This is a genomic window from Pseudomonas sp. PDM09 (assembly GCF_014852305.1).
Classification (GTDB): domain Bacteria; phylum Pseudomonadota; class Gammaproteobacteria; order Pseudomonadales; family Pseudomonadaceae; genus Aquipseudomonas.
Genome location: NZ_JACVBI010000004.1, coordinates 152327 through 177157 on the forward strand (window position 1 = coordinate 152327; position 24831 = coordinate 177157).

Here is a 24831-nt window from a genome sequence, read left to right on the forward strand (position 1 = left end):
ATTCGGCCCACCGCGTGTGGGCTTTTTATTTGAAGGGAGAAACACCATGGGTCAACTGATTGCGGGCACCTGCTACGTCAAAGTGGACGGCGCTCAATTGACCATCAATGGCGGCTGCGAAGCGCCCTTGATGGCCGTTAAACGGGAAACCGTCGTACCAGGCTTCTACAAGGAAACCGACATTGCGCCCTCGTTCAAAGTGACGGCGCTGCACACCGCGGACTTCCCGCTCAAGCAACTGATCGCCGGCACTGACATGACCGTCACCTGCGAATTCAGCAACGGCAAAGTCTACGTACTGGCCGGTGCCTACCTGGTGGAAGAACCGGTATCCAAAGGCGATGACGCCACCATCGAACTGAAATTCGAAGGCATCAAGGGGACCTGGCAATGAGTAACGCCGTGAAGCTTCAAGTGGCGATCGAAGCCCACGGCGAGCCCTTGACCGAACTCAACCTGCGCCGTCCGACGGTGCAGGAAGTTCGAGCGATCAAGGCGCTGCCGTACAAGATCGACAAGAGCGAAGAGGTCAGCCTCGACATGGACGTCGCGGCCAAATACATCGCCGTGTGCGCCGGCATCCCGCCGTCGTCGGTCAACCAGCTGGATCTGGCTGACCTCAACGCGCTGAGTTGGGCTGTCGCGAGTTTTTTCATGAGTGCGGCGTCGGCGCCATCACCGACCTGATCGCAGTCGCCTATGACCTGGCCTGGTTCTGGAAGGTTGACCCCGAACAGATGATGGCCAGGCCACTGGATGTGCTCCGCGAATCGCTGGAGCACGCGCAACGGATCAATGCGATGCAGCAGGTGCAGTGATGGCAGACACAGAAACGAAAGAGAAAACGTCGGTGCTGCTCACGGGCATTGACGAACTGTCACCCAAACTCGGCGCCCTTCGGGCAAAAGTCGAAGGCTTCAGGAAAAACCTGGAGCAGACCGGCCTCGGCAAACTGGATATTAGCGGTCTGTTCAAGGGCGGCAGCGTGATCACGCCGTTCGTGGAGGGCATCCAATCGGCGGCGGCATTCCAGGGCAAGCTGGCCGAGGTCAGCGAGACGGCGAAAACCGTCGACATGCCCGCCGCACCGAAAGCCGCCGCGCAGAATCTCAATGTGTTCAGCGCTTCCATGGAAAAGGTTTCGGCCGCCGTGGATGCCGCGCTGCTGCCGGCGGTCGGCACGCTGGTGGTTGCGCTTGAGCCGATGCTGACCCAGGTCGGCAGCCTGCTCAACGACAACCCGAAACTGGTCGAAGGATTGGCGGCGGGAGCGATTGCATTCTCGGCCATGCAAACCGCCGTGACCGGCGCGACCCAGGTATTCGACCTGATGAGCATGGTGCTCAAGACCAATCCGATCATGCTGATCGCCATGGGCATTGCCGTAGCGGCAGGTTTGATCGTGGCCAACTGGACGCCGATTTCCGCTTTCTTCACTGGGTTATGGGAGGCGGTGAAAAACGCGGCGGCCAATGCCATGGCGTTGTTGCGATCGGTGCTCGACTGGCGACCGCTGGATGCACTGGCGGGGTTGTGGCAACCGGTCAGTGGATTTTTCTCGGCGCTCTGGGACATGGTCAAAGCGGTCACCGCGCCGGTGATCGACTTCTTCAAGGCGCTGTTCTCGTGGACGCCGTACGGCATGATCCTCGATAACTGGGGGCCGTTGACCGGATTGTTTTCGGCGATCTGGGAGTTGCTCAAGGCCTTGAGCGTACCGGTGATGACGTTCCTCAGGGGCCTGTTCGACTTCTCGCCAATGGAGATGATCAACAGTGCCTGGGGCGGTGTCGTCGGTTTCTTCGAACCGATGTGGACCAGGCTGCAAGCGGCAGCGCAGATCACCAGCGACGTCCTGCGTACGTTGTTCGATTTCTTTCCGATGGAGATGATCGCCAGTGCCTGGGGCGGTGTCGTCACCTTCTTCGAACCAATCTGGGCCGCGCTGCAAGCGTCGGTGCAACAGGTCAAAGGCTTCTTCAGGGGGCTGTTCGAATGGTCGCCACTGGACCAGATCGCGATGTACTGGCAGCCGGTCAGCGAAGTGTTTTCGGCGCTGTGGGGTGTGGTCCAGGCACTGGCCGCGCCGATGCTGGACTTCCTGCACAACCTGTTCGAGTGGAAACCGTTGGAGCAGATCATCAAGCACTGGGGGCCGATCACCGAGTGGTTCGGCGAGTTGTGGCAGAAGCTGCAAACCGTGATCGCGCCGATCAAGGAACTGTTCGACGGTGGCTTCGCCGGGTTGATCGCCAACGTCACCGGCAAAGTCGAAACCCTGACCCAAGCGCAGCGTCAGACCAATGCCGAAGGCAAGGGTGAATTGGCACCAGCATTCTTCGGTGCAGGCCCTGCACCAGCGGCCAGCAATGCGTTGCAGGGTTCATTGCCACAAACCTCCAGCGCCCTGATCCAACAAAGTGCCGCCAACAACCGCACGCAACTCGAAGGCGGCCTGACCGTGCGCTTCGAAAACGCGCCGGCCGGGCTGCGCACCGATCAACCGCAAACCAATCAACCGGGGCTGTCGCTCAATTCGCGCATCGGCTATCGCTCGTTGTCTCTGGGAGGTTCCAATGAACTGGCGTGACCGTTTGTTGCCGGCATCCTTTCGCGGTGTCGGTTTTTGGGTCGATCAGGCGAAAACCCCGGTCGGCCACAAGGGCCAGTTGCACGAGTATCCGCAACGTGACCAGCCGTTTTTCGAGGGCCTTGGCCAGCAGGCGAAGATCCACGACCTGACGGCATTCATCGTCGGCGCCGATTGCCTGGAGCAGCGCGACAAGTTGCTCAAGGCGTTGGAGCAGGGCAGTGGTGAACTGGTCCACCCGTGGTTGGGGCGGATGCAAGTCAAGGTCGGCGAATGCGACATGACCCACACCCGCCAGGACGGCGGGCTGGTGACCTTTGCCCTGAAGTTCTACCCCGATCAACCCCTGCAATTTCCGACGGCCACGGTCAGCACGCAAAAGGTGCTGCTGTCATCGGCGGACACGTTGCTGGGCTCGGCGGTGGCACGTTTCGAACAGGCTATGACCCTGATCAAGGCCGCGCGGATCGGCATCGCCAATCTGCGCAACAGCCTGACCGGGGTCTATGAAGTGATCCAGGAACAGCTCAAACCGTTGATCGAGGAGTACCGGCAGATCAGCGAGCTGGTCAAGGCGGTCAAGGAATTGCCCAAGGAAGTTGTGGCGGAATTCAAGGGCTTGCTCGGCGACATCCAGGAGCTCAAGGACTTCGCGAAGGAGGGCTATCGTGGCGTGATTGCCAACGTTTCCCAGCAGATCGAAGCCATCCGCAAGGCTGATGCACCGAAGCTCACCACCGGCAAGGACACTACGGCCGCGGCGCAAGCCATGGCCGATCTGGTGCAAGACACGCTGCTGGTGAAAGTGGCGCAATGGGTCGCCTCGATGCCGGTGGCGTCGACGCCGGTGAAACTGACCTCGCAGCCGTCGCTGGATCATCAGACGCTGCAGCCGGTCACCCGTCAGGAAGTGCCGGTCACCGACGATTTGCAGTTGTTGCAAAAGGAGTTGAACGAAGCGATCCAGCTGGCACTGAACAAGGCCAGTCCCGCGCACTATCAGGCCATCAATGACCTGAAGCAGAAGTTGAATGCGCACCTCAAGGCGGTGGCGTCGTCCGGCGTGCGGCTTGTCAGTAAATCCTTTCAGGAGAGCTTGCCTGCCGTCGTCGTGGCCTATCGGCAATTTACCGATGCCACGCGGGTTACGGAGGTGACTCAACGCAACGGTGTTGCCCATCCGTTGTTCCTGCCGCCGAACGATGTGAAAGTTTCCGGGAAGTGAACCATGAACGACATGGATAACCGGGTCACCCTGACCGTCGGCGGCCTGGAATACGGTGGCTGGAAAAGCGTGGAAATCACTGCGGATCTGGAGCGCCAGTTCCGCACCTTTAAACTCAACATCACCTGGCAATGGCCGGGGCAGACCGTGGACAAGCGGATCCAGCCCGGTGACGCCTGTGAAGTGCGCATCGGCCAGGATCTGGTGCTGACCGGGTATGTGTTCAAGGCCCCGATCAGTTATGACGGGCGCCAGATCAGCCTGAACATCGAAGGCAGTTCCTGCACCCAGGATCTGGTGGATTGCGCCGCGACCAACCGCCCGAATCAATGGCATGAGCAATCGCTGTTGAGCATCGTCGAAGCGCTGGCGATCACCTACAAGGTGTTTGTGGTCAGCGAAATTCCCGAGACCGCCCGGCTCAGCAGTCACACCATCGTGCCGGGGGAAACGGTGTTTCAATCCATCGACCGCTTGCTGACCTTGTTCCGGGTGTTTTCTACCGATGATGCCCTGGGCCGGCTGGTGCTGGCCCGGCCTGGCAGTGGTGGTCGGGCCAGCGATGCGCTGGAGTTGGGAAAAAATATTCTGTCGGCCAACGCGCCAATGGATTACAGCCAGGTGTTCTCCGAATACCGGGTAATCGGCCAGCACAAGGGCACCGACAAGAAGAGCGGGGCAGCGGTCAGCGAGGTTGAATCGGTGTCCGCCGACCTGAGCTACAAACGTCGGCGGGTCACGGTGATCAACGAAGGCATGCAGATCAATCCCGATCTCGCGTTGCAACGAGCCAACTGGGAAGCCGCCACCCGCGTGGGCAAGGCGTTGACCACCACTTACCAGGTGCAAGGCTGGCGCCAGTCGAACGGCGACTTGTGGCGCCACAACACGCTGGTCAGGGTCAAGGATCCGGTACTCGGGTTCGATGACGACATGTTGATCTCGAAGGTGACCTACTCGCTGTCGGCGCAAGGCTCGGTCACCACCCTGCAAGTCGCACCGCCGCACACCTTCGACGCCAATCCAGAGCCCCCGAAGAAAACCTGAGCCTTGCCACCGAACTCCTGTGGGAGCGGGCTTGCTCGCGAAGGCGGTGGATCATTCAACACTGAAGTCGACTGATCCACCGCTTTCGCGAGCAAGCCCGCTCCCACACTCGACCGCGTTCGACCTGATCATTGAAGGACCCCCAATGAGCCTACTGACACGCCTCCTGGCGCGCGGCACTGTCGTGCTCGCCAACTCGGCCACCAAGCTTCAATCGCTGCAAATGCGCCTCACCGCCGGCGAAGTGAACGACGACATGGAGCACTTCGAACCCTACGGTTTCACCAGCAATCCGCTGGCCGGTGCCGAGGGTATCGCCACGTTCCTGGGCGGTGATCGCTCCCATGCCATCGTGCTGGTGGTCGCCGACCGTCGCTACCGTCTCCAGTCCCTGGCCGCTGGCGAAGTGGCGATCTACACCGACGAAGGCGACAAGATCCACTTCAAGCGCGGGCGGATCATCGACATCGAAACCGCCACCCTGAACATCCGCGCCAGCAGCGCGGTGAACATCGACACGCCGGTCATCAACCAGACCGGCAAGATCGTCTCCCAGGGCGACCAGATTGCCGGCGGTATCAGCCAGGTCAAACACGTGCATGTCGGCGTTCAAACGGGCAATGGACAGACCGGCGTACCGGCAGGAGGGCAATGATGTTCATCAGCCAAAACCTGCATGCGGCACTGACCCGCTCAGTGCTGATCAGCCTGTTCACCTGGCGCCGCGCCGCCGATGACGATGCCCTCGATGACGAAGAACGTTTCGGCTGGTGGGGCGACACGTTTCCTACCGTTGCCGACGACCGCATCGGTTCGCGGCTGTGGCTGTTGCGCCGGGTCAAGCTGACCCGACAAACCCAGATGGACGCCGAGTTCTATGCCCGCGAAGCCCTGCAATGGCTGATCGATGACGGCCATTGCAGCGCGATCGACATCATCAGCGAACGCCTCGACGCCCAGCGCCTGAACCTGCGCACGGTCCTGACCCTGGCCGACGGCGAACGCCTGGACATCAACCCTGATAACAGTTGGCAGGTGATCTATGCCGTTTGAAACCCCTTCGCTGCCGGTGCTGATCAAGCGCACCCAAAGCGACCTGGCCAGCGATTCGCTGCGCCAGTCCGATGCGCAAGTGCTGGCCCGCACCCTCGGTGGCGCTGCCTATGGCCTGTATGGCTATCTGGACTGGATCGCCGAGCAGATCCTCCCGGACAAGGCCGATGAATCGACCCTGGAACGGATCGCCGCACTGCGTCTGAACCAGCCGCGCAAACCCGCACAAGCGGCCAGCGGCAGCGTCAGCTTTACCGCCAGCGCCGGTGCCGTGCTGGACGTCGACACCCTGCTGCAATCGAGCGATGGTCGCACCTACAAAGTGACCGCCGCTCGCACCACCAGCAATGGCCTCAACAGCACCACCATCGCCGCGCTCGAGGCCGGTAGCCTGGGTAATGCCGAGGCCGGTCTGGCATTGATTCCGGTGCAACCGATTGCCGGCATTGTCGGCAATAGCTTCACGGTGCTGGCGCCGGGATTGAACGGCGGTGTGGCGCGGGAAAGCCTGGAGTCGATGCGTGCGCGGGTGATCCGCTCCTACCGCATCATCCCCCATGGCGGTTCTGCACAGGACTATGAAACCTGGGCGCTTGAATGCCCGGGCGTAACCCGCGCCTGGTGTCGTGGCGGCTTTTTGGGACCGGGCACGGTCGGCCTGTACATCATGCGTGACGACGATCCACAACCGGTACCGAATGAAGAGCAACTGGCCGAAGTCCAGGCTTACATCGAGCCACTGCGCCCCGTTACCGCCCAAGTACATGTGCGCCCGCCAGTGCAGGTGCCGGTCACGTATCGCCTGACATTGACCCCCGACACCAGCGCCATACGCGCCGCCGTCGAAGCGCAACTGCGCGACCTGCACAACCGCGAAGCCGACCTCGGCCAGAAGTTGTTGATCAGTCACATCCGTGAAGCGATCAGCAGCACCAGCGGCGAAAACGACCACACGCTCATCTCGCCCGTCGCTGATGTGGAAGCTGCACCCAATGAGCTGCTGACTTTCGGAGGTTGTGTATGGGGGGCATAAGAACCGCCGCGCAATACCACGCCCAACTGCGCAGCCTGCTGCCCAGCGGCCCGGCCTGGGACCCTGAGCGAGTGCCGGAACTCGAAGAAGTCCTCGAAGGCGTCGCCCAGGAATTGGCGCGCCTGGACGCCCGCGCCGCCGACCTGCTCAACGAAATGGACCCGGCCGGCGTCAGCGAACTGGTGCCCGACTGGGAACGGGTAATGAACCTGCCCGACCCGTGCCTCGGCGCTACGCCACTGTTCGACGACCGCCGCCTCGCGGTGCGTCGTCGCTTGCTCGCAGTCGGCAGTCAGGCCGTCGGCTACTACCTCGAAATCGCCAAGAGCCAGGGCTACCCGAACGCCACCATCACCGAACTGGAAGCCCCGCGCATGGGGCGCTCGCGTTTCGGTGCGGCGCACTGGGGTACATGGGAAGCGCAGTTCATGTGGACGCTCAATACCGGTGGGCGATTGCTGCTGGGACGACGTTTTGGCGCGAGTTACTGGGGCGAACGATTTGGCGTGAATCCGGGCTCGGCACTGGAATGCCTGATCCACCGCAGCGCACCGGCGCATACCAAGGTGCACATCAATTATGACTAGGGAGTAGAGGGATGGATTATCCGAAGAGTGTGCCCAGCGCCGGGTTGGTGAATGGGAAGTTTGTGGATGAGAACCCGCTGACCGGGACGCCGGGGTCGTTGATTCCGGCGAGGTGGGGCAACAGCGTCACGGATGAAATTGTGAATGCAATTGTCGGCGCTGGCATTGTCCCGGACGAAAGCGATAGCACTCAGCTGAAAGCAGCAATTTTAGCGATTGTCGAGAAGAACAAAAGCGACTCTCTGGCGAGCAAGGAAGAGGCCGAATCCGGTGTAAGCGGCAACAAACTGATGACGCCCATCCGTGTCTTTCAAGCAATAGAAAAGAAGTTGTTACAGGCCACCGAGTCAGTGTTCGGCTGGGCACGTATTGCGACTCAGGCCCAGGTTAATGCCGCTGTTGATGACACCACGATCGTTACCCCAAAAAAACTGACGTTCGGGGTTTCCTACAGCTTTGCGGATAACGGCTACATCGCGTTTCCGAGTTGGCTGGGTGGTTTCATGATTCAGTGGGTGCTGGTCCCCATCGCCGTCAATAACGGTTATGTATCCAAACCGTGGCCACTGGCCTTTAAAAATCAATGTCGTGGCGCTTGGGCCGGTTATTCGTCATCCGGTAATGCGCCGTTCCTCGATATCACCACACCGCCCTTGGTGACTTACCTCGACGCCAGTCAAGTTCAGGTCATGAGTAATTCTGGTGGCACTGGCTGGGTCAGTGTCTTGAGCGTGGGTAATTGAGATGAAGAGATTTTATAGCCGCACTACCGGCAATACCTACCTGGCGGGTTATCACACAAGTCTTCCTGAAGATGCCGTTGAAATTGACAACGAGCGTTATGACGCAGTGATCGCCAATCCAAAAGCGGGAACCGTGAGAGCTCATGATGATGAAGGCTTGCCGGTTCTGGTTGAGCTTGCGCCTTTGTCGGATGAAGAACTTTCGCAAGAAGCAAAGGCGTGGCGCGATCAAGCGTTTGACCGCGTGGTCTGGCTACGCGACCGACATCGGGATGAGGTGGAACTGATGAAGGCCACCACGCTTTCTGACAGTGAGTATCAAGAGCTTCTTGTTTATCTGCAGGCGCTGCGTAAGTGGCCTCAGGCGAAGAAGTTTCCCTCCAAACGCTCTCGACCGAAAAAACCTGCCTGGTTGGTTGACTGAACGGATGCCACTGGACGCGCTTGATTCGAGCGCTCTGTCGGCATCTTCAATGAATGTTCCAGGTAAAGGATTGAAATATGGATTATCCAAAAAGCGTCCCTAGCGTCGGACTGGTCAATGGCCGGTTCGTCGATGAAAACCCTGTCGCCGGGACGCCGGGATCGTTGATTCCGGCGGTGTGGGGAAACAGTGTGACCGAAGAGCTTTTGGCTGTTATTACAGCGGCCGGAATGACGCCATCCGAGGGTGTTAACGATCAATTGTTGGCAGCCTTGAAGACACTCCTGAATCTGGCCAGTCCCATGTCTTCGCGGGTGACTGAAGTATCGACATCAAAGGTGTTGATGCCAGAAGAGTTGGGGCTGGTACTGATTAACGCCAGTGCGACGGAGACGACTGTTTCCCTGCCGGCAGCGAGTTCGTTGTCAGGTGTTCGGGATGTCGTTGTTCGACGGACTGACAACAGTGTTAACCGCTTGGTAGTACAGGCATCGGGTAATGATCGAATCAAGTTCCACACTCATTTGTCGCCAAACGGATACCCGTTTCTGGTTTTGATGGGGGCGGGTGATTGGTGGCACTTACGAAGCGATGGAGCGAGCAATTGGTGGCCCGTCGGGCGCTTCGATGCAACGCCATTGGGAAGGATTGTTCTTGAGACGACAACCGCGTTCAGTCCCGGTGGTTATGGCGCGTTGAACGGCAGGGAGTTTCTTCGCTCCGAATGGCCCTGGCTTTGGGATCATGCCGTTCAGTCCGGAATGTTGCGTGCAGAAGTCGACCGCGCCGGAGGTTGGAGCAGTGGCGATGGGATCAAGACGTTCCGCGCTCCGGAAGTTCGAGGTGAGTTTGTCCGCGTTCTCGATGAACAACGCGGTGTCGATACTGCGCGCGCAGCCGGCACCTGGCAGATGGGTACCAACATCACGGGTGATAACGGCGCCGCTCCAGCGGTTCAGGGGATTGCCAATATCGCGACAGTAGGGGCTGACCCAACAACCTTTACCGGTCTCTGTTACTACGTATCAGCCACCATGACCGAGAATCTGGGCAGTACTTACTGGGGGATGACTCGCCCGAGGAACATTGCTTATCCAGGTCGATTGAAACTGATTTGAGGGGCATATGACTTATTACTATTTAAATGAAAGTTCTCAAGAATTGACCGGTCCCGTTGAGTTGCCGGTCATTCCTGGTATGGGCGTTGTATTGCCGGGCAATGCGATCGAGTTGCCGGAAGTTCTGCCACCCGCCGAAACCGGTTATGTATGGGTTTTGCGTAACGGTGCCGTTTCGCAACTGATCGATTTGCGCAACCGCCCGGTGTATCGCAAAGACACGGGTGACCTTAAATTCTGGTACGAGTTGGGCCCGTTGCCTGACTATCTGACCGTCAAGCCTCGCCCCGGCGAATACTATGTTTGGCTCAATGATGACTGGGCGCTGGACTTGGCTGCCGAACGAACAGGCAAAACCGCTCAAGCCGGCGCCGAGCGAGACAATCGTCTGCGTGAGATGGTTATTCGCGTCGCACCGCTGCAATACGCCTATGAACTGGGTGAGGCCACCAATGTTCAACTGGCCACTCTGCAAGAGTGGAAACGCTATACGCTCAAGTTGATGAGCATTGAACAGCATCCGGACTTTCCGCTGATCATTGACTGGCCGGCTTCACCTGTCAGCGTCCTAGCCGTATAAGCCCTGAAACTTATTAATAGCTGCAAGTGCAGTCTTGTGTTGCCAGCACGCGACTGCCTGCAAAATACCAACGGAAGGATATACCGTGGATTATCCCAATAGCGTCCCCAGCGCCGGTCTGGTGGATGGCAAGTTTGTCGATGAAAACCCGATCACGGGGACTCCGGGTTCTTTGATTCCTGCCAGCTGGGGAAACGGTGTCACGCTGGAGTTGTTGAAGATCATCGAAGCTGCCGGTATCAAACCGTCAGAGGCGAGTAACGATCAACTGTTGACGGCGTTGCGCAGTAACAAGCTGTTTGTGACTGCGCCACAGTTCGACAGCGATCAGTCGGTCGCCACCACTGAATTTGTGACCCGCAGCGGTCTACAGTTTTCAGGTTTCAACGTCTTTCCCGCGAGCGCTGCGCTGACCGCAGCCAATGTGGGCGGGGTGGCGAGTTTTGCCAGCGCCACGCCGATCACGGCGACGTTGCCGTCCATCAATGGACTTGCCCATGCCAGCACGATCCATGTCATCAACGCCGGAAACGGCGTGCTGACCATCAACCCGGCTGGCGTCGAACTCATCGAGACCTGTAACGGCACATTCGGGCCGGTCAAGCTCGGCCTCGGTGATTCCGCGCACTTCATCAAACTGGGTAGCGAGTGGCGCCTGTATGGGGGCTCGGTCAGCGACAAGTACGCTTCGTCCTTCTCCGGCGTCTACGGGAACGTCGGTTACCAAAAGTATCCCAGTGGCAACATTGAACAATGGGGAGTCGGCACCACGGATGCCAATGGCGATGTCTATATCACTTTCCCTATCTCGTTCCCGACGTCTTTTTCTTCGCTTGTGGCCACCCACGTGGGCGGCGACGGGGCGATGGTCGTCCTGATTGGGGGTACCGGGACCAAACAGGGCTGCCGCCTGAAAGTCCGGAGTTTTTCCGGTCAAGTGCAGGCGGGATGGAGCGTGAATTATTTTGCAAAGGGCTATTGAATGAACGCGTTCAATGTTTTGTTTAGCGCAAGTACCTGTGGTGTTTATGTTCCAGGAATCAATGCGTCGGATATCCCTTCCGATGTCATAGAAATCCCTCAGGCTTATTGGATTTCGTTACTCCAACAGTTGGCTGTAACCCCGAAAATAATTTCGGTGCGGGCCGATAACGGCTATCCCGTTCTTGTGGATACACCACCCCTTGCGCCGGAGGAAGCCGCGAAGGCCGAGCGTCTTTGGCGTGATAGCCAGTTATCGGCCACTGACAGTATGGTCGCTCGCGACAGGGACGAACTGGAGGATGGCGGCGGCACGACGTTGACCACCGAGCAATATGCCGAATTACAGGCTTATCGCCGTGCACTTCGGGATTGGCCGCAAGGGTCATTCTTTCCTTTCAGCGAGCATCGACCCGGTACGCCACTTTGGCTGGCTGGATATCTTTGACACGACCTGAATATCACTACCGGTCATACATCTGCCAACGCGTTTTTTCTGATCGTTTTGACATGCGTGCGCTGGGCTTTGTCAGGTAATACAGGAATCAAAACAAATGGAATATCCAAAGAGCGTACCCAGCGCCGGGATGGTTAACGGACAGTTTGTGGACGAAGATCCGATCGCCGGGACCCCGGGTTCGCTAATTCCTGCAAGTTGGGGGAATGCTGTTACACAAGAGATTTTGAGCGCGATTAATGAAGCGGGTTTAACCCCGACAGAAGATCAGAACAATCAACTGGCAATGGCGATCAGGCAACTCTCGAAACCTGACCCCCTGCAACATTTTCCGGTTCAGGTCTATCGTAGAAACCTGCTGATTAACGGTGGTTTTGATATTTGGCAGCGCGGTGCTGCGAACCTTGCGCCTAACACGGGAGGGTACGTGGCTGATCGTTTCCGTTGCGACTGGAACGGAAATGCCGGGGTCAATATTTCCCGACAGGGTTTTGTATTGGGGCAAACCGAAGTACCGGATGAACCACGATACTTTCTTCGGTGGCAACAAGTGACTGCCGGCACCGGCGCTACTATTCACAAGATTTCCCAGAACATCGAATCGGTCAGAACCCTGGCCGGAAAAACCGCCACAGTGTCCTTCTGGGCGAAATCCGATGGGGCACGACCATTGAAGGTAAACATTGCCCAGTACTTCGGACCAAGCGGTTCGGAATCTGTTGAAAAAAACGTCGGTGATTTTCTGCTGACAACTTCATGGGCGCTGTATACCACGACCTTCCAGGTCCCCTCGCTCGCCGGAAAAATGTTGGGTAACACCAACGGTGACTATTTGCGCCTGGCCTTCGACTTGCCGCTGAACGCATTGCAAACGGTTGATCTGGCGCAGGTCCAGCTCGAAGAAGGGCCAATTGCGACGCCGTTTGAATATCGCACGGCGGCCCAAGAGCTGATCAATTGTCAGCGGTATTACGAAAAGTCTTTTAATACCTGGCTCCCGGTGCAAGCAGGTAATGGTTCAAATACGTGCTTGTCGACCTTTACTCAGATCCCGGCAGGGAATACCGGTCAATATGGAATGACGATTGGCTTCCTGGTACAGAAAAGGGCTCAGCCAACTGTGTTGGCGTTTTGTCCTGGAGAAAACAGCAATCAGGTCTGGAACCTGACACTGGGCAGGGCCTGCACAGGGACGACCCTTCAAAGCCTGACGAATCGAAGCATGTCGTTTGCAACAGTTACCGCAGTCGGAAGCGTGCCGGGTCAAACGTTACAGCTTGAATGGACAGCTGACGCTGAACTATAGGAATCGAACACGATGAGCTATCAACTAACTGCCAACGGCGTACTTCGTCTTTCTGACTCAGCCTTTATTCCTCAAGATCCGGATAATCGAGACTGGCTTGATTATCTGGACTGGGTTTCATCGGGAGGTGATCCTTTGCCGATGGAATCGCTTCAGGGAAGCAAGGGAGCAGAGCAAAGTGTTTTCGGTTTTTTTAAACGGATTATCTGACTGGGGTTCTATGACCGTTACGCAGCAACAACTACAAAGCATCATACCCAACGCCCGCCACCAAGCGGGCGTTTTCATTTCCGCCCTGAACACCGCCATGTCTCACCGCAACATCAACACCCCCAAACGCATCGCCGCCTTCCTCGCACAAGTCGGTCACGAATCGGGGCAATTACAGTACGTGCGTGAACTGGGCAGCACTCAATACCTGAGCAAATACGACACCGGCACCCTGGCCGCCCGCTTGGGCAACACTCCAGAACCCGATGGCGACGGTCAAAAGTACCGTGGCCGAGGCCTGATCCAGATCACCGGCCGCAACAACTACTGGCAATGCAGCCTTGGCCTGTTCGGTGATGAACGTCTGCTGTCCCAACCTGAACTACTGGAACAGCCCCAATGGGCGGCCGAATCAGCAGCCTGGTTCTGGGAGCAGAACGGCTTGAATGAATTGGCCGACCGCGATCAGTTCAACAGCATCACCCGCCGTATCAACGGTGGGTTGAACGGCTTGCAGGATCGTCTGGAAATCTGGGCGCGGGCGAGGGCGGTGTTATGCCAGCCTTCGGTCTGATCGGCTGGCGACTGATCGGTCTGCTGGTGTTGGCCGGTTGTTCGGCGGCATTGGCTTGGCAGTTTCAGGATTGGCGCTACGGCCGGCAACTGGCGGAGCAGGCCAGGCTGCACGCCGAGACCCTCAATCAACTGACTCTGGCCGCCGCTACCCAGCAACAGGCCGAGCAGAACAAGCATCTGGCCCTGGAACAGCGGCTTTCGGCCAGTGAGCAAACCCATTATCGAGCGCTTAGCGATGCCGAACGTGATCAAGGTCGCTTGCGCGATCGTCTTGCCACTACTGATGTGCGCTTGTCAGTCCTCCTCGATGCCCATGACGCTGCCGCAACCTGTGCAGTGCCAGCCGCCTCCAGCGCCGGCGGCGTGGATCATGGCGCCCCGCGAGCCCGACTTGACCCGGCGCATGCTCAACGAATTATCGCCATCACCGACGCAGGCGATAGCGGGCTGATTGCCCTGCAGGCGTGTCAGGCCTATGTCAGAGCCCTCGTTCGCTAACATTTTGATCGATCCTGAACCTTGCAAGCGTGATCGGCTCGTGTACGGTAGGCCTCATTCCGCTCGATCAGGAGAGAGCCGTGAAAGATATCACTCAGCTGGCCGCTGAACTTGGCAGACGCTTGCAGGTTCTCAATGCCCACGTCACCACCGCCGAATCCTGTACCGGTGGCGGGATTGCCGAGGCGATCACCCGTATTCCGGGGAGTTCGGCGTGGTTTGAGGCCGGTTATGTCACCTACTCCAACCGTCAGAAAACCCAGCAACTGGATGTCCCGGCTGAGTTGTTTCCAACTGTCGGGGCGGTCAGTCGCGAGGTGGTCGAGGCCATGGTCCGCGGCGCGCAGGAAAAAAGCCGGGCGCGTTTTGCCGTGGCGGTCAGCGGTGTGGCCGGGCCGGACGGCGGTTCGCCGAGCAAGCCCGTGGGCACCGTGTGGCTGGCCTGGGGCGTGGGTGAGCAGGTGTTCAGCGAGGTGCAATACTTTGCCGGTAACCGTGATGAGGTCCGCCGACAAACGGTGAAGGCCGCGCTAGAGGGGCTGCTGCGCCATGCCGCTGGAGAAATCTCAAATCAGGGGTAGGCGATCCTGAAACGCTGTGGAATAATACTGGCTACTTATACAGGTGTTGGCCGTCAGGCCTTATTGATTACGTGAGGACTTTAATGGACGACAACAAGAAGAAAGCCTTGGCTGCGGCCCTGGGTCAGATCGAACGTCAATTCGGCAAGGGTGCCGTAATGCGTATGGGCGATCAGGACCGTCAGGCGATCCCGGCTATTTCCACTGGCTCTCTGGGTCTGGACATCGCGCTCGGCATTGGCGGTCTGCCAAAAGGCCGTATCGTTGAGATCTACGGTCCTGAATCCTCCGGTAAAACCACCCTGACACTGTCGGTGATCGCCCAGGCTCAAAAAGCCGGCGCGACCTGCGCATTCGTCGACGCCGAACACGCCCTCGACCCTGAGTACGCCGGCAAATTGGGCGTCAACGTCGACGACCTGCTGGTTTCCCAGCCGGACACCGGCGAGCAGGCCCTGGAAATCACCGACATGCTGGTGCGTTCCAACGCGGTAGACGTGATCATCGTCGACTCCGTGGCCGCTCTGGTGCCAAAAGCTGAAATCGAAGGCGAAATGGGCGACATGCACGTGGGCCTGCAAGCCCGTCTGATGTCCCAGGCGCTGCGTAAAATCACCGGTAACATCAAGAACGCCAACTGCCTGGTGATCTTCATCAACCAGATCCGTATGAAAATCGGCGTGATGTTCGGCAGCCCGGAAACCACCACCGGTGGTAACGCGCTGAAGTTCTACGCATCGGTTCGTCTGGACATCCGCCGTACTGGCGCGGTGAAAGAAGGTGATGAAGTCGTCGGTAGCGAAACCCGCGTCAAGGTTGTGAAGAACAAGGTGGCTTCGCCGTTCCGTCAGGCCGAGTTCCAGATTCTTTACGGCAAGGGCATCTACCTCAACGGTGAGATGATCGACCTGGGTGTTCTGCACGGTTTCGTCGAGAAATCCGGTGCATGGTATGCCTACGAAGGCACCAAGATCGGTCAGGGCAAGGCCAACTCGGCCAAGTTCCTGGCAGACAATCCAGAAATCGCCGCCAAGCTCGAGAAGCAACTGCGTGACAAGTTGCTGACCCCAGCGCCGGACGTCAAAGCATCGCCGGTCAAAGAGACGGCTGATGACCTGGCTGACGCTGATATCTGATTGATCCGATGACCGCCGTACTCGATACACTCGTCGCGGTGCGGCGAACCGCAATGGACCTGCTCGCGCGACGCGAGCATGGTCGAGTCGAGCTGACGCGTAAACTGCGTCAGCGCGGCGCCCTCCCTGAAATGATCGACACAGCACTCGACCGCTTGACGGAAGAGGGCCTGTTGTCCGAGTCCCGTTACCTCGAGAGCTTCGTTTCCTACCGCGCCCGTTCCGGTTATGGCCCTTTGCGAATTCGCGAAGAGTTGAGCCAGCGCGGTCTGCAACGTACCGATATCGAACTCGCCTTGCGCGAGAGCGGTATCAACTGGCAGGAACAACTGGAAGATACCTGGCGGCGAAAATTCTCCGGGCACTTACCGATAGACGCCCGGGAACGTGCCAAACAGGGCAGGTTCCTGAGTTATCGGGGATATTCCATGGAAATGATCAGCCGCTTGTTCAGTGGCCGAGGGATGGACGATTGAATGAACGGCTCGCTATTTCGATAGCGGGCCGTTTTTTTTGCCTCACGTTACCTTGGACGGTTCCCGTGTGCGTTGTTGCGCCTGGGGTTTGGACTGGGCCCAGTTTTCCGGCAGGTTGATGTAATCCACTAGCTCCCGCAGACGGCCATGATCACGGGCGTTGAAGGTGAAGGCCAGTCGCGCCAGATGGCTGAACTGTGCTTCGTCGTGCTCCTCACCGCTGTAGGCGTGCTGATGGAAATGGTCGCTCAGGCACAGGTCGGCGAATGCCTCCTGCATGTGTTCGAGCGCCCGGTCGCTGAGTTTGTGGTTCATGCGAATCACGAACTGATGCTTGAGCCAGCGGCTGGAGTGGAAGTTGCTGTAGAACTGATTGATCTGCTCCACTGCCTCTTCGGCACTGTAGACCAGACTCAACAGCTTCATGTCGGTTGGCAGGATGTAGCGATTTTCCTCCAGTTGATGATGAATGAAGTCCAGCGCGCCTTGCCAGAACTTGCCGCCCGGCGCATCCAGTAGAACCACGGGCACCAATGGGCTTTTGCCCGTCTGAATCAGGGTCAGCACTTCCAGCGCTTCATCCAGCGTACCAAAACCGCCTGGGCACAGGACCAGCGCATCGGCTTCCTTGACGAAGAACAGCTTGCGGGTAAAGAAAAAGTGGAAGGGCAGTAGATTCCCGGTGCCATTGACCGTGGGATTGGCATGTTGCTCGAAGGGCAGGGTGATATTGAATCCCAAGCTGTGTTCCAGGCCGGCACCTTCATGGGCCGCCGCCATGATACCGCCGCCGGCACCGGTGATGACCATCATGTCCGAGCGCGCCAGTGCGGCGCCAAGCTCTCGGGCCAAACCATACAGTGGGTGTTCTATCGGCGTGCGGGCCGAGCCGAAAACAGTGACTTTGCGTCGTCCCTTGAACTGCTCCATCACACGGAAGGCATGTTCGAGTTCGCGCAAGGTTTGCAGGGTGATCTTGGCATTCCAGCGGTTGTGATCTTCCTGGGCCATGCGCAGCACAGTCAGGATCATGTCGCGGTAAATCGGGATGTTGGGGCTGTTGGGTGAAACCAGGTTGAGTTGTTCTTCGACCTTGCTGGTGAGGTCGTGGCCGCTTTCTTGAAAATGACGGCTCAGGAGGTCATTCGGTTGGTAAGGCATTCAACTTCTCCTTCTGCACAGAACCCTTGGCCCGACAAAACAATCGTCGGCGCCGCGACACCCCTTGTGTCGCTGTCTGCCCAAGCCCTTGCCTGGGCGCTCCACCTGACTCGGTTGCAATCGAGCCATCCATACGGGCTCTGCTTATCCCTTGAATGAAAGAAACGTTCGCACAATAAGACACGCAATGGGCAGCCCCTTTTCTGCCCTGAAAAAAACCACATGAACACTTTGAATTTAGACCCTCGCGACGATTTTTGCTGCTTGATCATTGCGCCGCAAAGTCTTTCCTGGCAATCGCTTATTGACGATTTGCAAGGTGCTTTCACCGCTCGTCTGAACGCAAGCCGTTTGTCCTGCGCTCTGATTTACTAAGTTACAGGCGTGACACGACAACTTTGCGTCAATGGCAGGACGCAACGTTCAAGCAATTCAGGGATTTTTCGCGTGATCAACGACGATCAATGCGTGCACGGAGGCGGGAAACCATGCCCAGAGTCACTCTGGAAATCGATGCGCAACTGTATCGATTGCTGAAGTTGTCAGCCGAGACCAATCATTTGAGTCTCGAAGAGGAGTGCTGCCGGCGTCTGGAGGGTGGGGAGCGACGTTCGCGCTACTTGCAGGCGTTGTTGGCGGAACTGCGCGCCGAGGATGAACAGCGGCGCGCCAATTCTCGTTGATTACTTTTTCTTGGCCGGTGTGGCTTTCGGGCAATCCGATTCCTGGAAGCTTGCGGAGCCGACCGGGCGGTTGGTTTTCACTTCGGTGAAGTCATAACGCATGACCGCCCCCTTGGCCATCAGCTTGCGGAACCCCTCGTTTCGGCAGACGGAGGCGCCAAGCTGGAAGTACACGGCTTTCGGATCGGCGCGCATTTTGTCGGCGTGGCTGCTCTGAACGCTCAGATGATTGATCAGCTGATTGCCTTCGACGGTATAACCCTGATCCAGAAGGTCTTCGTTGATCGCCCGTGGAGTGCCGACACTGCTTTGTACGGCGACGTTTCGCAGCTCTCTGTTCAGATTCTGCTCACTCAAGGAAGCAGCCTGAGCATTGAAGGACGACGCCAGCAGAATGGCAGCGGTGGGAACGATAAGGCGCAGCATGAAACTCTCCTGGTTCAGTGACTGGTGGTTCGACCCGTCACGTGACTGTGCGTTCAGTGGCGGCGAATTATAGGGGAGGCGGCCTGGACGGTACAGGCTTGCGCCGGCCGCTCTGATAAACTGCTGGCCTTTATTGCCTTGCCGAGTACCGTTTGTGTCGAGTTTTCCTGTCTGCCGGTGTTGCCAACGATGAACCACGCCCCCAACGCCGTAGCCCGCTTGCGCGATCAGCGAGAGGAAGAGGGTATCAAGCCGATTCAGGCCCGTGGTTGGCGAGCAACCCGTTGCCGTGCCTGCCGTGTGATCGAGAGTCACTGCCTGTGTGCCTGGCGCCCGCAGGTCGACACCCGTAGCGGCGTGTGCCTGATCATGACCAATAAAGAAGTATTCAAACCGAGCAATACCGGTTGGCTGATTGCCGATGTGGTGCGCGACAACCACGCATTCATCTGGTCGCGCACGGAAATCGATGAACAACTGCTGGCGCTGTTGGCCGACCCGCAATGGCAACCCTATCTGGTGTTTCCTGGCGAATACGTCGAGCCTGAGCGAGTTACCCACAGCGTCGAGGTCGATAGCACCAAGCGCCCATTGTTCATTCTGCTGGACGCCACCTGGACCGAAGCCCGGAAGATTTTCCGCAAAAGCCCCTATTTTGATGGGTTCCCGATTCTGAGCCTGCTTCCCGAGAAGCTTTCACGGTACCGGTTACGCAGGTCCACTCGCAGCGAGCACCTGTGCACGGCCGAAGTGGCGGCGCTGTGCCTCGATCTTGCAGGTGATACAGACGCTGCCTCGGCGCTGGACGCTTATTTTGATGTGTTCAGCCAGCATTACCTGGACGCTAAACATCAGCTGGAGATGAATGTTGCAACACCGGCCCACGCCGAGCTGATGCCCTTTGTACAGCACGCGGCGCCCGTCATCTGCTGAGCATCGCCCATACTGCAAGGAACCAGGTTCGCTGGCAGGGCCACGCAACTTGACCACCCCGGTTTCGCTGGGCATGCTTGGCGCCGATTAGGGCGCGGCCAAGGTTTGAAACGCTGCTTTTTTTACGTAATTGGCGTTGAACGTGCCCTGTTGGTGCTGCTGCGTGGCTGCACCTCGAGTTGTTTTGGCGAGGCCTGAATGCATCAGGCGTCCCATAAAAAAACAGGATCATTTGAAAAATGGCCACATACGAAATCCTGATTGCCGATGACCACCCTCTTTTTCGTAGCGCCCTGCATCAAGCGTTGACCCTGGGCCTGGGCCCGGATGTCCGTCTGGTGGAAGTGGCGAGCATTGCCGAGCTGGAAACCCGTCTGGACGAAAAGGCCGACTGGGATCTGGTATTGCTGGACCTGAACATGCCGGGGGCTTACGGTTTTTCCGGGTTGGTGCTGTTGCGTGGGCAGTACCCGCAGATTCCGGTGGTGATGGTGTCGGCTCAGGAAGAAGCATCGATCATGGTGAAATCCCGTGAATTCGGCGCCAGCGGTTTCATTCCCAAGTCCAGTGATTTGAGCGTCATTCAGAAAGCCGTACGCGCGGTGCTGGATGGCGACGTTTTCTGGCCGCCCCAGGCCTTCGAAGCGGTCAGCGTTTCCGCCGAAGCCAAGGCCGCCAGCGAAGGCCTTGCCAGCCTGACACCCCAGCAATTCCGGGTGTTGACCATGGTCTGTGAAGGTTTGCTGAACAAGCAGATTGCTTATGAGTTGAGTGTTTCCGAAGCGACGATCAAGGCCCACGTCACGGCCATTTTCCGTAAGCTGAATGTGCGGACCCGGACTCAGGCAGCGCTGCTCTTGCAACAACTTGAGTCAATTTCGAGCAACTAAGGAGCTACGTGTTCACGCTTTTTTGACTTTGCTTCATCTAGCTTTCCCACTCCTTTTTGGTCAGTTGCCTACTTTATGTCACCTTTCAAAGGCCAGACCGGCCTCAAACGCATTCTCAACGCCTCTGGTTACTCCCTGGACGGCCTGCGCGCGGCCTTCACCGGTGAAGCAGCCTTCCGGCAACTGGTGTTGCTTAATGCCATCCTGATTCCGTTGTCATTCATCCTCAACGTCAGCCGTGTCGAGCAGGCGCTGCTGATTGCGGTCTGCCTGTTGGCCTTGATCGTCGAGCTGCTCAATTCGGCGGTGGAAGCGGCCATCGACCGCATTTCCCTTGAGTTGCACCCACTGTCCAAGAACGCCAAGGACATGGGCAGCGCTGCTCAATTAGTGGCGTTGAGCATGATCGCGCTGGTGTGGGCGGTGATTCTGCTTTAAGCGATGGTGGGCAGGACGATCTCGTCGCTGCGCTGAACCCCGGCGGTGAACGCGCGGCACAGTTCGAGGAATTCGCGCATCGCCGATGTCTGATATTTCTGTTTGTGCCAGATGAAATAGAACTGCCGCGCCAGGTCCAGATCCGGTGTTTCCACGGGCACCAGGCTGCCGCGGCGGAACGCATCGCGCAGCGCCAGGCGCGAAATGCAGCCAATCCCCAAACCTGATTCCACCGCGCGCTTGATCGCTTCGGTGTGTTCCAGCTCCAGGCGAATGTTCAGCGCGCTGCGATGGTGTCGCATGGCCTGGTCGAACGTCAGCCGTGTGCCCGAGCCTTGTTCGCGGAGAATCCACGCCTCATGACTCAGCGCCTCCATGGTCGCAATGCCACGTTTGGCCAAGGGGTGCTGAGGCGCACAGAACACCACCAGCTCATCTTCGACCCAACTCTGCACTTCGATGTCCGGATGGCTGCAGTCGCCTTCGATTAGACCCAGATCAATTTCATAATGCGCGACCTGTTGCACGATGTTGGCAGTGTTCTGCACATGCAGCTTCACCTGGCTTTCCGGATGACGCTGCATGAAGCTGCCGATCAGTAGAGTGGCGAGGTAATTGCCGATGGTCAGGGTCGCGCCGACCGCCAAAGAGCCGAAACCGGACTTGCCGTTGAGCAAGTCTTCGATCTCCTTGGCCTGGTCGAGCAGGGCCACCGCCTGCGGCAACAGTTGTTTGCCGAGGGCGTTGAGGCTCAGCCGTTTGCCGGCGCGATCGAACAGTTGGCAGCTGCACTGACGCTCCAGCTCGGTGATTGAAGTGCTCGCCGCCGATTGTGAGAGGTTGAGCGTCAATGCAGCACGGGATACGCTTTCCTGCTGGGCGACGGCGACGAATACTTGAAGTTGACGGAGAGTAAATCGCATATCGATATAACCGATAACCCTTATCTTAATAATCCAGTTAACAGATATTGTCGCTGCCATTAGAATGCGCTGCAATTGCGCACATCATCGGCGCAGGCAAATCTCCAGGAGTCCCACGTACATGAGCAACATGAACCACGAGCGTGTCCTCAGTGTTCACCACTGGAACGACACTCTGTTCAGCTTCAAGTGCACCCGCGATCCGGGCCTGCGCTTCGAGAACGGTCAGTTCGTGATGATCGGCCTGCAACAGCCCAACGGCCGCCCGCTTATGCGCGCTTACTCGATTGCCAGCCCGAACTGGGAAGAGCATCTCGAGTTCTTCAGCATCAAAGTGCCTGATGGCCCGCTGACTTCCCAGTTGCAGCATCTGAAGGAAGGCGACGAGATCATCATCAGCAAAAAGCCTACCGGCACCCTGGTGCTGGATGACTTGAAGCCGGGCAAACATTTGTACCTGCTCAGCACCGGTACCGGTCTGGCGCCGTTCATGAGCGTCATCCAGGACCCGGAAACCTACGAGCGTTTCGAAAAAGTGATCCTGTGCCACGGCGTGCGTTACGTCAATGAAGTCGCTTACCGCGAGTTCATCACCGAGCACCTGCCGCAGAACGAGTTCTTCGGCGAAGCCCTGCGTGACAAGTTGATCTACTACCCGACCGTGACCCGCGAGCCATTCGAGAACGAAGGCCGCCTGACCGACCTGATGCGCAGCGGCAAGCTGTTCAGCGACATCGGTCTGCCACCGATCAACCCGCAGGACGACCGCGCCATGCTGTGCGGTAGCCCGAGCATGCTCGACGAGACCAGCGAAGTGTTGAACAGCTTCGGCCTGAAAGTTTCGCCGCGGATGCGCGAGCCGGGTGATTACCTGATCGAGCGTGCGTTCGTCGAGAAGTAAGCCGTTGTTTGGGTGACGCAGAGCGTCACTGGATGCATTCCCACGCGGAGCGTGGGAACGATCAGCCCCCATTGCCTGTGCAGGCAATGGGGGCTTTTTTTATGCCGGATTGGATACGGGAATGACTTCGAGCACGCGGATCAGGTCAGGCGTGGGGTAATGCCAGCGCACATCCACATCCCAGAACTGCGCGCCGTATTCCCTTTCTGGCGTAGGAATCTGGTACGCCGGACGTGGGTCTTGTGCCAGGCATTGTTCGATCAGCTCGACCAAGGGCTCATCAAGCCGCTGAGCGTGGCCGTGAGCCTGTTGCAGTGCTGAGTCTGTCCACTGCACGGGAATCAGCGATGGCGGGGCGCTGGCGATGCTGTTGGATGCCGTGTCGATGATGTCGGCGTAGGGCACGTAGGGTTTGATGTCGAGAATCGGCGTCCCGTCGAGTAGGTCGATGCCGGAGATCCACAGCCGATTGGCTTCGACTTTGTCCAGTTTGACCACCGATTGACCGATGCCATTGGGTCGATGCGTTGCCCGAGTGGCAAATACGCCCATGGATTTGTTGCCGCCCAGACGGGGGGGGCGGACTTTCAGGCGTGGCTTTTCTTCCAGGGCCTGATGGAACAGGAACAGCAGCCAGACATGACTGACCTGCTCCAGCCCCTGCACCGCATCACCCTGATCGAACGGCGCCACCAGTTCCAGCACGCCTCGAGCGGCCGGGGCCAGTTGCGGTTGGCGCGGAATGGCGAACTTCTCCTTGAAGCAGGAGCGCACGAAGCCGATGGGGGAAACGCTGTAGGTCATGGTTTGGGGTCGAGGCGGGGTGTGGGCGGGCATGATACCCGATTGACCCTTGGGTCGGCGGTGACTGACAGATCGCCTTCGCGAGCAAGCCCGCTCCCACACTGGATTGATGCTGGCCACAAATGGTGCGGCCACAGGAGATCCAATGTGGGAGCGGGCTTGCTCGCGAAGGCCGCACCACGGATTAAAGGCTGAACCCACCATCCAAAGGAATAATATTCCCAGTCATATACGCGCCTGCCGTACTCGCCAAACTGATCGCCAAGGCAGCCATCTCTTCCTCCCGGCCCCAGCGCTTCATCGGAATCAGCGCCGTATCCTCCGCCAACGCCTGCTCATCATTGCCAATGTGCTGCGTCATCTTGCTCGGGAACCGTCCCGGTGCAATCACATTGACGTTGATGTGTTGGCTCACCAGCTCCCGCGCCAGAATCCGCGACAGTTGATGCAGGGCAGCCTTGCTCGGGCCGTAGGCATACGCCTGTTCGCCGAAGGATGAAATCCCGGCGACCGAACCAATGTTGATGATCCGTGCCGGATTCGCCGCCGAACCGGCCTTGCGCAGCAGCGGCAGAAATTGCTGGATGCAGTTGAACACCGAGGTCACGTTCAGCTGCATGACCTTTTCCCAGCCCTTGACCGGGTAATTCTCCAGCGGTGCGCCCCACGTGGTACCGGCGTTGTTCACCAGAATATCCAGCTGACCGATCTGCTCACTCAGGTGCGCAGCCAATTGCTGGACGCCTTCTTCATGGGCCAGGTTGGCAGCTACCGCGTGACAAACCCCGAAGGCACTGAGTTCGTTGGCAGTTTGCTGACAGGCGTCGGCATCGCGGGCACACACGTACACAGTGGCACCAGCCTCGACATAAGCCTTGGCGATCATTTTGCCGATACCGCGGGTGCCGCCGGTCACCAGAGCGGTGCGGCCTGCGAGAGAAAAATACGGGTGCATAGGGCGAGTCCTGAGGGCAAAGGGTCAGTACACCCTAGCCGTCAGCCGCTGGAAGCGGAGCCACTATTTTTGCGAGGAATGGGGGTCTATACAGCC

31 protein-coding genes and 1 pseudogene are annotated in these 24831 nt (G+C 58.3%); 27 read left to right on the forward strand and 5 right to left on the reverse strand.

All coding sequences use genetic code 11. The annotated features are described in order from the left end of the window. Positions 1–46: 46 nt before the first annotated feature. The 22 genes and pseudogenes from IB250_RS11935 to recX all read left to right on the forward strand — a co-directional run bounded on the left by IB250_RS11935 (position 47) and on the right by recX (position 16621). Entirely contained in the window at positions 47–394 is a 348-nt protein-coding gene (locus IB250_RS11935; protein WP_007907215.1) for a phage tail tube protein, read from the forward strand. Beyond that, the gene (locus tag IB250_RS11940) at positions 391–687 is read left to right on the forward strand and encodes a phage tail assembly protein (RefSeq protein ID WP_007907223.1); all 297 of its coding nucleotides are present in this window, start codon (positions 391–393) and stop codon (positions 685–687) included. The genes IB250_RS11935 and IB250_RS11940 overlap by 4 nt, the downstream gene beginning before the upstream one ends. Before the next feature lie 130 nt (positions 688–817). After that, on the forward strand, positions 818–2590 hold the full coding sequence (locus IB250_RS11945; protein WP_192344232.1) for a phage tail protein: 1773 nt from the start codon (positions 818–820) through the stop codon (positions 2588–2590). After that, a complete protein-coding gene (locus IB250_RS11950; protein ID WP_192344233.1) occupies positions 2577–3815 on the forward strand; it encodes a DNA circularization protein in 1239 nt (412 codons plus the stop codon). The genes IB250_RS11945 and IB250_RS11950 overlap by 14 nt, the downstream gene beginning before the upstream one ends. A gap of 3 nt (positions 3816–3818) precedes the next feature. After that, positions 3819–4862 (forward strand): phage baseplate assembly protein, encoded by a 1044-nt coding sequence (locus IB250_RS11955; RefSeq protein ID WP_192344234.1) that lies wholly within the window; start codon positions 3819–3821, stop codon positions 4860–4862. 145 nt (positions 4863–5007) lie between these two features. Beyond that, positions 5008–5517, forward strand: coding sequence for a phage baseplate assembly protein V (locus IB250_RS11960; protein ID WP_192344235.1), 510 nt, complete (start codon positions 5008–5010; stop codon positions 5515–5517). Next, entirely contained in the window at positions 5517–5915 is a 399-nt protein-coding gene (locus tag IB250_RS11965) for a phage GP46 family protein (RefSeq protein ID WP_038979177.1), read from the forward strand. Before IB250_RS11960 ends, IB250_RS11965 begins: the two co-directional genes overlap by 1 nt. Next, positions 5905–6948: a baseplate J/gp47 family protein gene (locus IB250_RS11970; protein ID WP_192344236.1), complete on the forward strand. Its 1044-nt coding sequence runs from the start codon at positions 5905–5907 to the stop codon at positions 6946–6948. Before IB250_RS11965 ends, IB250_RS11970 begins: the two co-directional genes overlap by 11 nt. Then, positions 6936–7535, forward strand: a complete 600-nt coding sequence (locus tag IB250_RS11975) for a YmfQ family protein (protein ID WP_007907236.1) — start codon at positions 6936–6938, stop codon at positions 7533–7535. The genes IB250_RS11970 and IB250_RS11975 overlap by 13 nt, the downstream gene beginning before the upstream one ends. 11 nt (positions 7536–7546) lie before the next feature. Further along, positions 7547–7751: pseudogene (locus IB250_RS28685) on the forward strand (hypothetical protein); the annotation flags it as partial. Positions 7752–8279: 528 nt separating this feature from the next. After that, a complete protein-coding gene (locus tag IB250_RS11985; RefSeq protein ID WP_192344238.1) occupies positions 8280–8702 on the forward strand; it encodes a tail fiber assembly protein in 423 nt (140 codons plus the stop codon). Between the two features lie 77 nt (positions 8703–8779). Next, positions 8780–9820, forward strand: a complete 1041-nt coding sequence (locus tag IB250_RS11990) for a phage tail protein (RefSeq protein WP_192344239.1) — start codon at positions 8780–8782, stop codon at positions 9818–9820. A 7-nt stretch (positions 9821–9827) separates the two neighbouring features. Continuing rightward, positions 9828–10400 (forward strand): tail fiber assembly protein, encoded by a 573-nt coding sequence (locus IB250_RS11995; protein ID WP_192344240.1) that lies wholly within the window; start codon positions 9828–9830, stop codon positions 10398–10400. A gap of 85 nt (positions 10401–10485) precedes the next feature. Beyond that, positions 10486–11382, forward strand: a complete 897-nt coding sequence (locus IB250_RS12000; protein ID WP_192344241.1) for a phage tail protein — start codon at positions 10486–10488, stop codon at positions 11380–11382. Beyond that, entirely contained in the window at positions 11383–11829 is a 447-nt protein-coding gene (locus tag IB250_RS12005; protein ID WP_192344242.1) for a phage tail assembly chaperone, read from the forward strand. A gap of 106 nt (positions 11830–11935) precedes the next feature. Then, positions 11936–13144, forward strand: coding sequence for a carbohydrate-binding protein CenC (locus tag IB250_RS12010; RefSeq protein ID WP_192344243.1), 1209 nt, complete (start codon positions 11936–11938; stop codon positions 13142–13144). Positions 13145–13156: 12 nt separating this feature from the next. After that, positions 13157–13354: a hypothetical protein gene (locus tag IB250_RS12015; protein WP_192344244.1), complete on the forward strand. Its 198-nt coding sequence runs from the start codon at positions 13157–13159 to the stop codon at positions 13352–13354. Positions 13355–13364: 10 nt separating this feature from the next. After that, positions 13365–13928 carry a glycoside hydrolase family 19 protein gene (locus tag IB250_RS12020; RefSeq protein ID WP_192344245.1) on the forward strand — a complete coding sequence of 188 codons (564 nt, stop codon included), beginning with the start codon at positions 13365–13367 and terminating at the stop codon, positions 13926–13928. Beyond that, positions 13910–14428, forward strand: a complete 519-nt coding sequence (locus IB250_RS12025) for a lysis system i-spanin subunit Rz (protein WP_192344246.1) — start codon at positions 13910–13912, stop codon at positions 14426–14428. The genes IB250_RS12020 and IB250_RS12025 overlap by 19 nt, the downstream gene beginning before the upstream one ends. Positions 14429–14508: 80 nt before the next feature. After that, positions 14509–15009, forward strand: a complete 501-nt coding sequence (locus IB250_RS12030) for a CinA family protein (RefSeq protein ID WP_008072702.1) — start codon at positions 14509–14511, stop codon at positions 15007–15009. A gap of 83 nt (positions 15010–15092) precedes the next feature. After that, complete coding sequence (gene recA / locus IB250_RS12035; RefSeq protein WP_007907270.1) at positions 15093–16145, forward strand: recombinase RecA; 1053 nt, start codon at positions 15093–15095, stop codon at positions 16143–16145. Between the two features lie 8 nt (positions 16146–16153). Continuing rightward, positions 16154–16621 carry a recombination regulator RecX gene (recX, locus tag IB250_RS12040; RefSeq protein ID WP_008010154.1) on the forward strand — a complete coding sequence of 156 codons (468 nt, stop codon included), beginning with the start codon at positions 16154–16156 and terminating at the stop codon, positions 16619–16621. 42 nt (positions 16622–16663) lie between these two features. Here the strand turns inward: recX and IB250_RS12045 are convergent, their stop codons facing one another. Beyond that, positions 16664–17782: a TIGR00730 family Rossman fold protein gene (locus IB250_RS12045; RefSeq protein ID WP_192344247.1), complete on the reverse strand. Its 1119-nt coding sequence runs from the start codon at positions 17780–17782 to the stop codon at positions 16664–16666. A 488-nt stretch (positions 17783–18270) separates the two neighbouring features. On the opposite strand from IB250_RS12045, the gene IB250_RS12050 reads away from it, so the two are divergent. Then, positions 18271–18465: a hypothetical protein gene (locus IB250_RS12050; protein ID WP_007907277.1), complete on the forward strand. Its 195-nt coding sequence runs from the start codon at positions 18271–18273 to the stop codon at positions 18463–18465. Here the strand turns inward: IB250_RS12050 and IB250_RS12055 are convergent, their stop codons facing one another. Then, on the reverse strand, positions 18466–18891 hold the full coding sequence (locus tag IB250_RS12055) for a PA3611 family quorum-sensing-regulated virulence factor (RefSeq protein ID WP_123499350.1): 426 nt from the start codon (positions 18889–18891) through the stop codon (positions 18466–18468). A 189-nt stretch (positions 18892–19080) separates the two neighbouring features. Between IB250_RS12055 and IB250_RS12060 the strand changes: the two genes are divergently transcribed. From IB250_RS12060 to IB250_RS12070, 3 genes are all read left to right on the forward strand, one after another. Beyond that, on the forward strand, positions 19081–19824 hold the full coding sequence (locus IB250_RS12060; protein WP_192344248.1) for a tRNA-uridine aminocarboxypropyltransferase: 744 nt from the start codon (positions 19081–19083) through the stop codon (positions 19822–19824). 239 nt (positions 19825–20063) lie between these two features. Then, on the forward strand, positions 20064–20714 hold the full coding sequence (erdR, locus tag IB250_RS12065) for a response regulator transcription factor ErdR (protein WP_007907284.1): 651 nt from the start codon (positions 20064–20066) through the stop codon (positions 20712–20714). Between the two features lie 75 nt (positions 20715–20789). Next, entirely contained in the window at positions 20790–21152 is a 363-nt protein-coding gene (locus tag IB250_RS12070) for a diacylglycerol kinase (protein ID WP_192344249.1), read from the forward strand. On the opposite strand, the gene IB250_RS12075 is transcribed toward IB250_RS12070, so the two are convergent. Next, positions 21149–22075 (reverse strand): LysR family transcriptional regulator, encoded by a 927-nt coding sequence (locus IB250_RS12075; protein WP_192344250.1) that lies wholly within the window; start codon positions 22073–22075, stop codon positions 21149–21151. The two genes, IB250_RS12070 and IB250_RS12075, sit on opposite strands and share 4 nt — an antisense overlap. Before the next feature lie 121 nt (positions 22076–22196). Here IB250_RS12075 and fpr point away from each other — a divergent pair, with 121 nt between their 5' ends. Continuing rightward, a complete protein-coding gene (gene fpr, locus IB250_RS12080; protein ID WP_003443014.1) occupies positions 22197–22976 on the forward strand; it encodes a ferredoxin-NADP reductase in 780 nt (259 codons plus the stop codon). 99 nt (positions 22977–23075) lie between these two features. On the opposite strand, the gene tsaA is transcribed toward fpr, so the two are convergent. Both tsaA and IB250_RS12090 read right to left on the reverse strand, forming a co-directional pair. After that, on the reverse strand, positions 23076–23780 hold the full coding sequence (gene tsaA / locus IB250_RS12085) for a tRNA (N6-threonylcarbamoyladenosine(37)-N6)-methyltransferase TrmO (protein ID WP_192344251.1): 705 nt from the start codon (positions 23778–23780) through the stop codon (positions 23076–23078). A 184-nt stretch (positions 23781–23964) separates the two neighbouring features. Then, positions 23965–24735: an SDR family oxidoreductase gene (locus IB250_RS12090; protein ID WP_192344252.1), complete on the reverse strand. Its 771-nt coding sequence runs from the start codon at positions 24733–24735 to the stop codon at positions 23965–23967. Between the last annotated feature and the right edge of the window lie 96 nt (positions 24736–24831).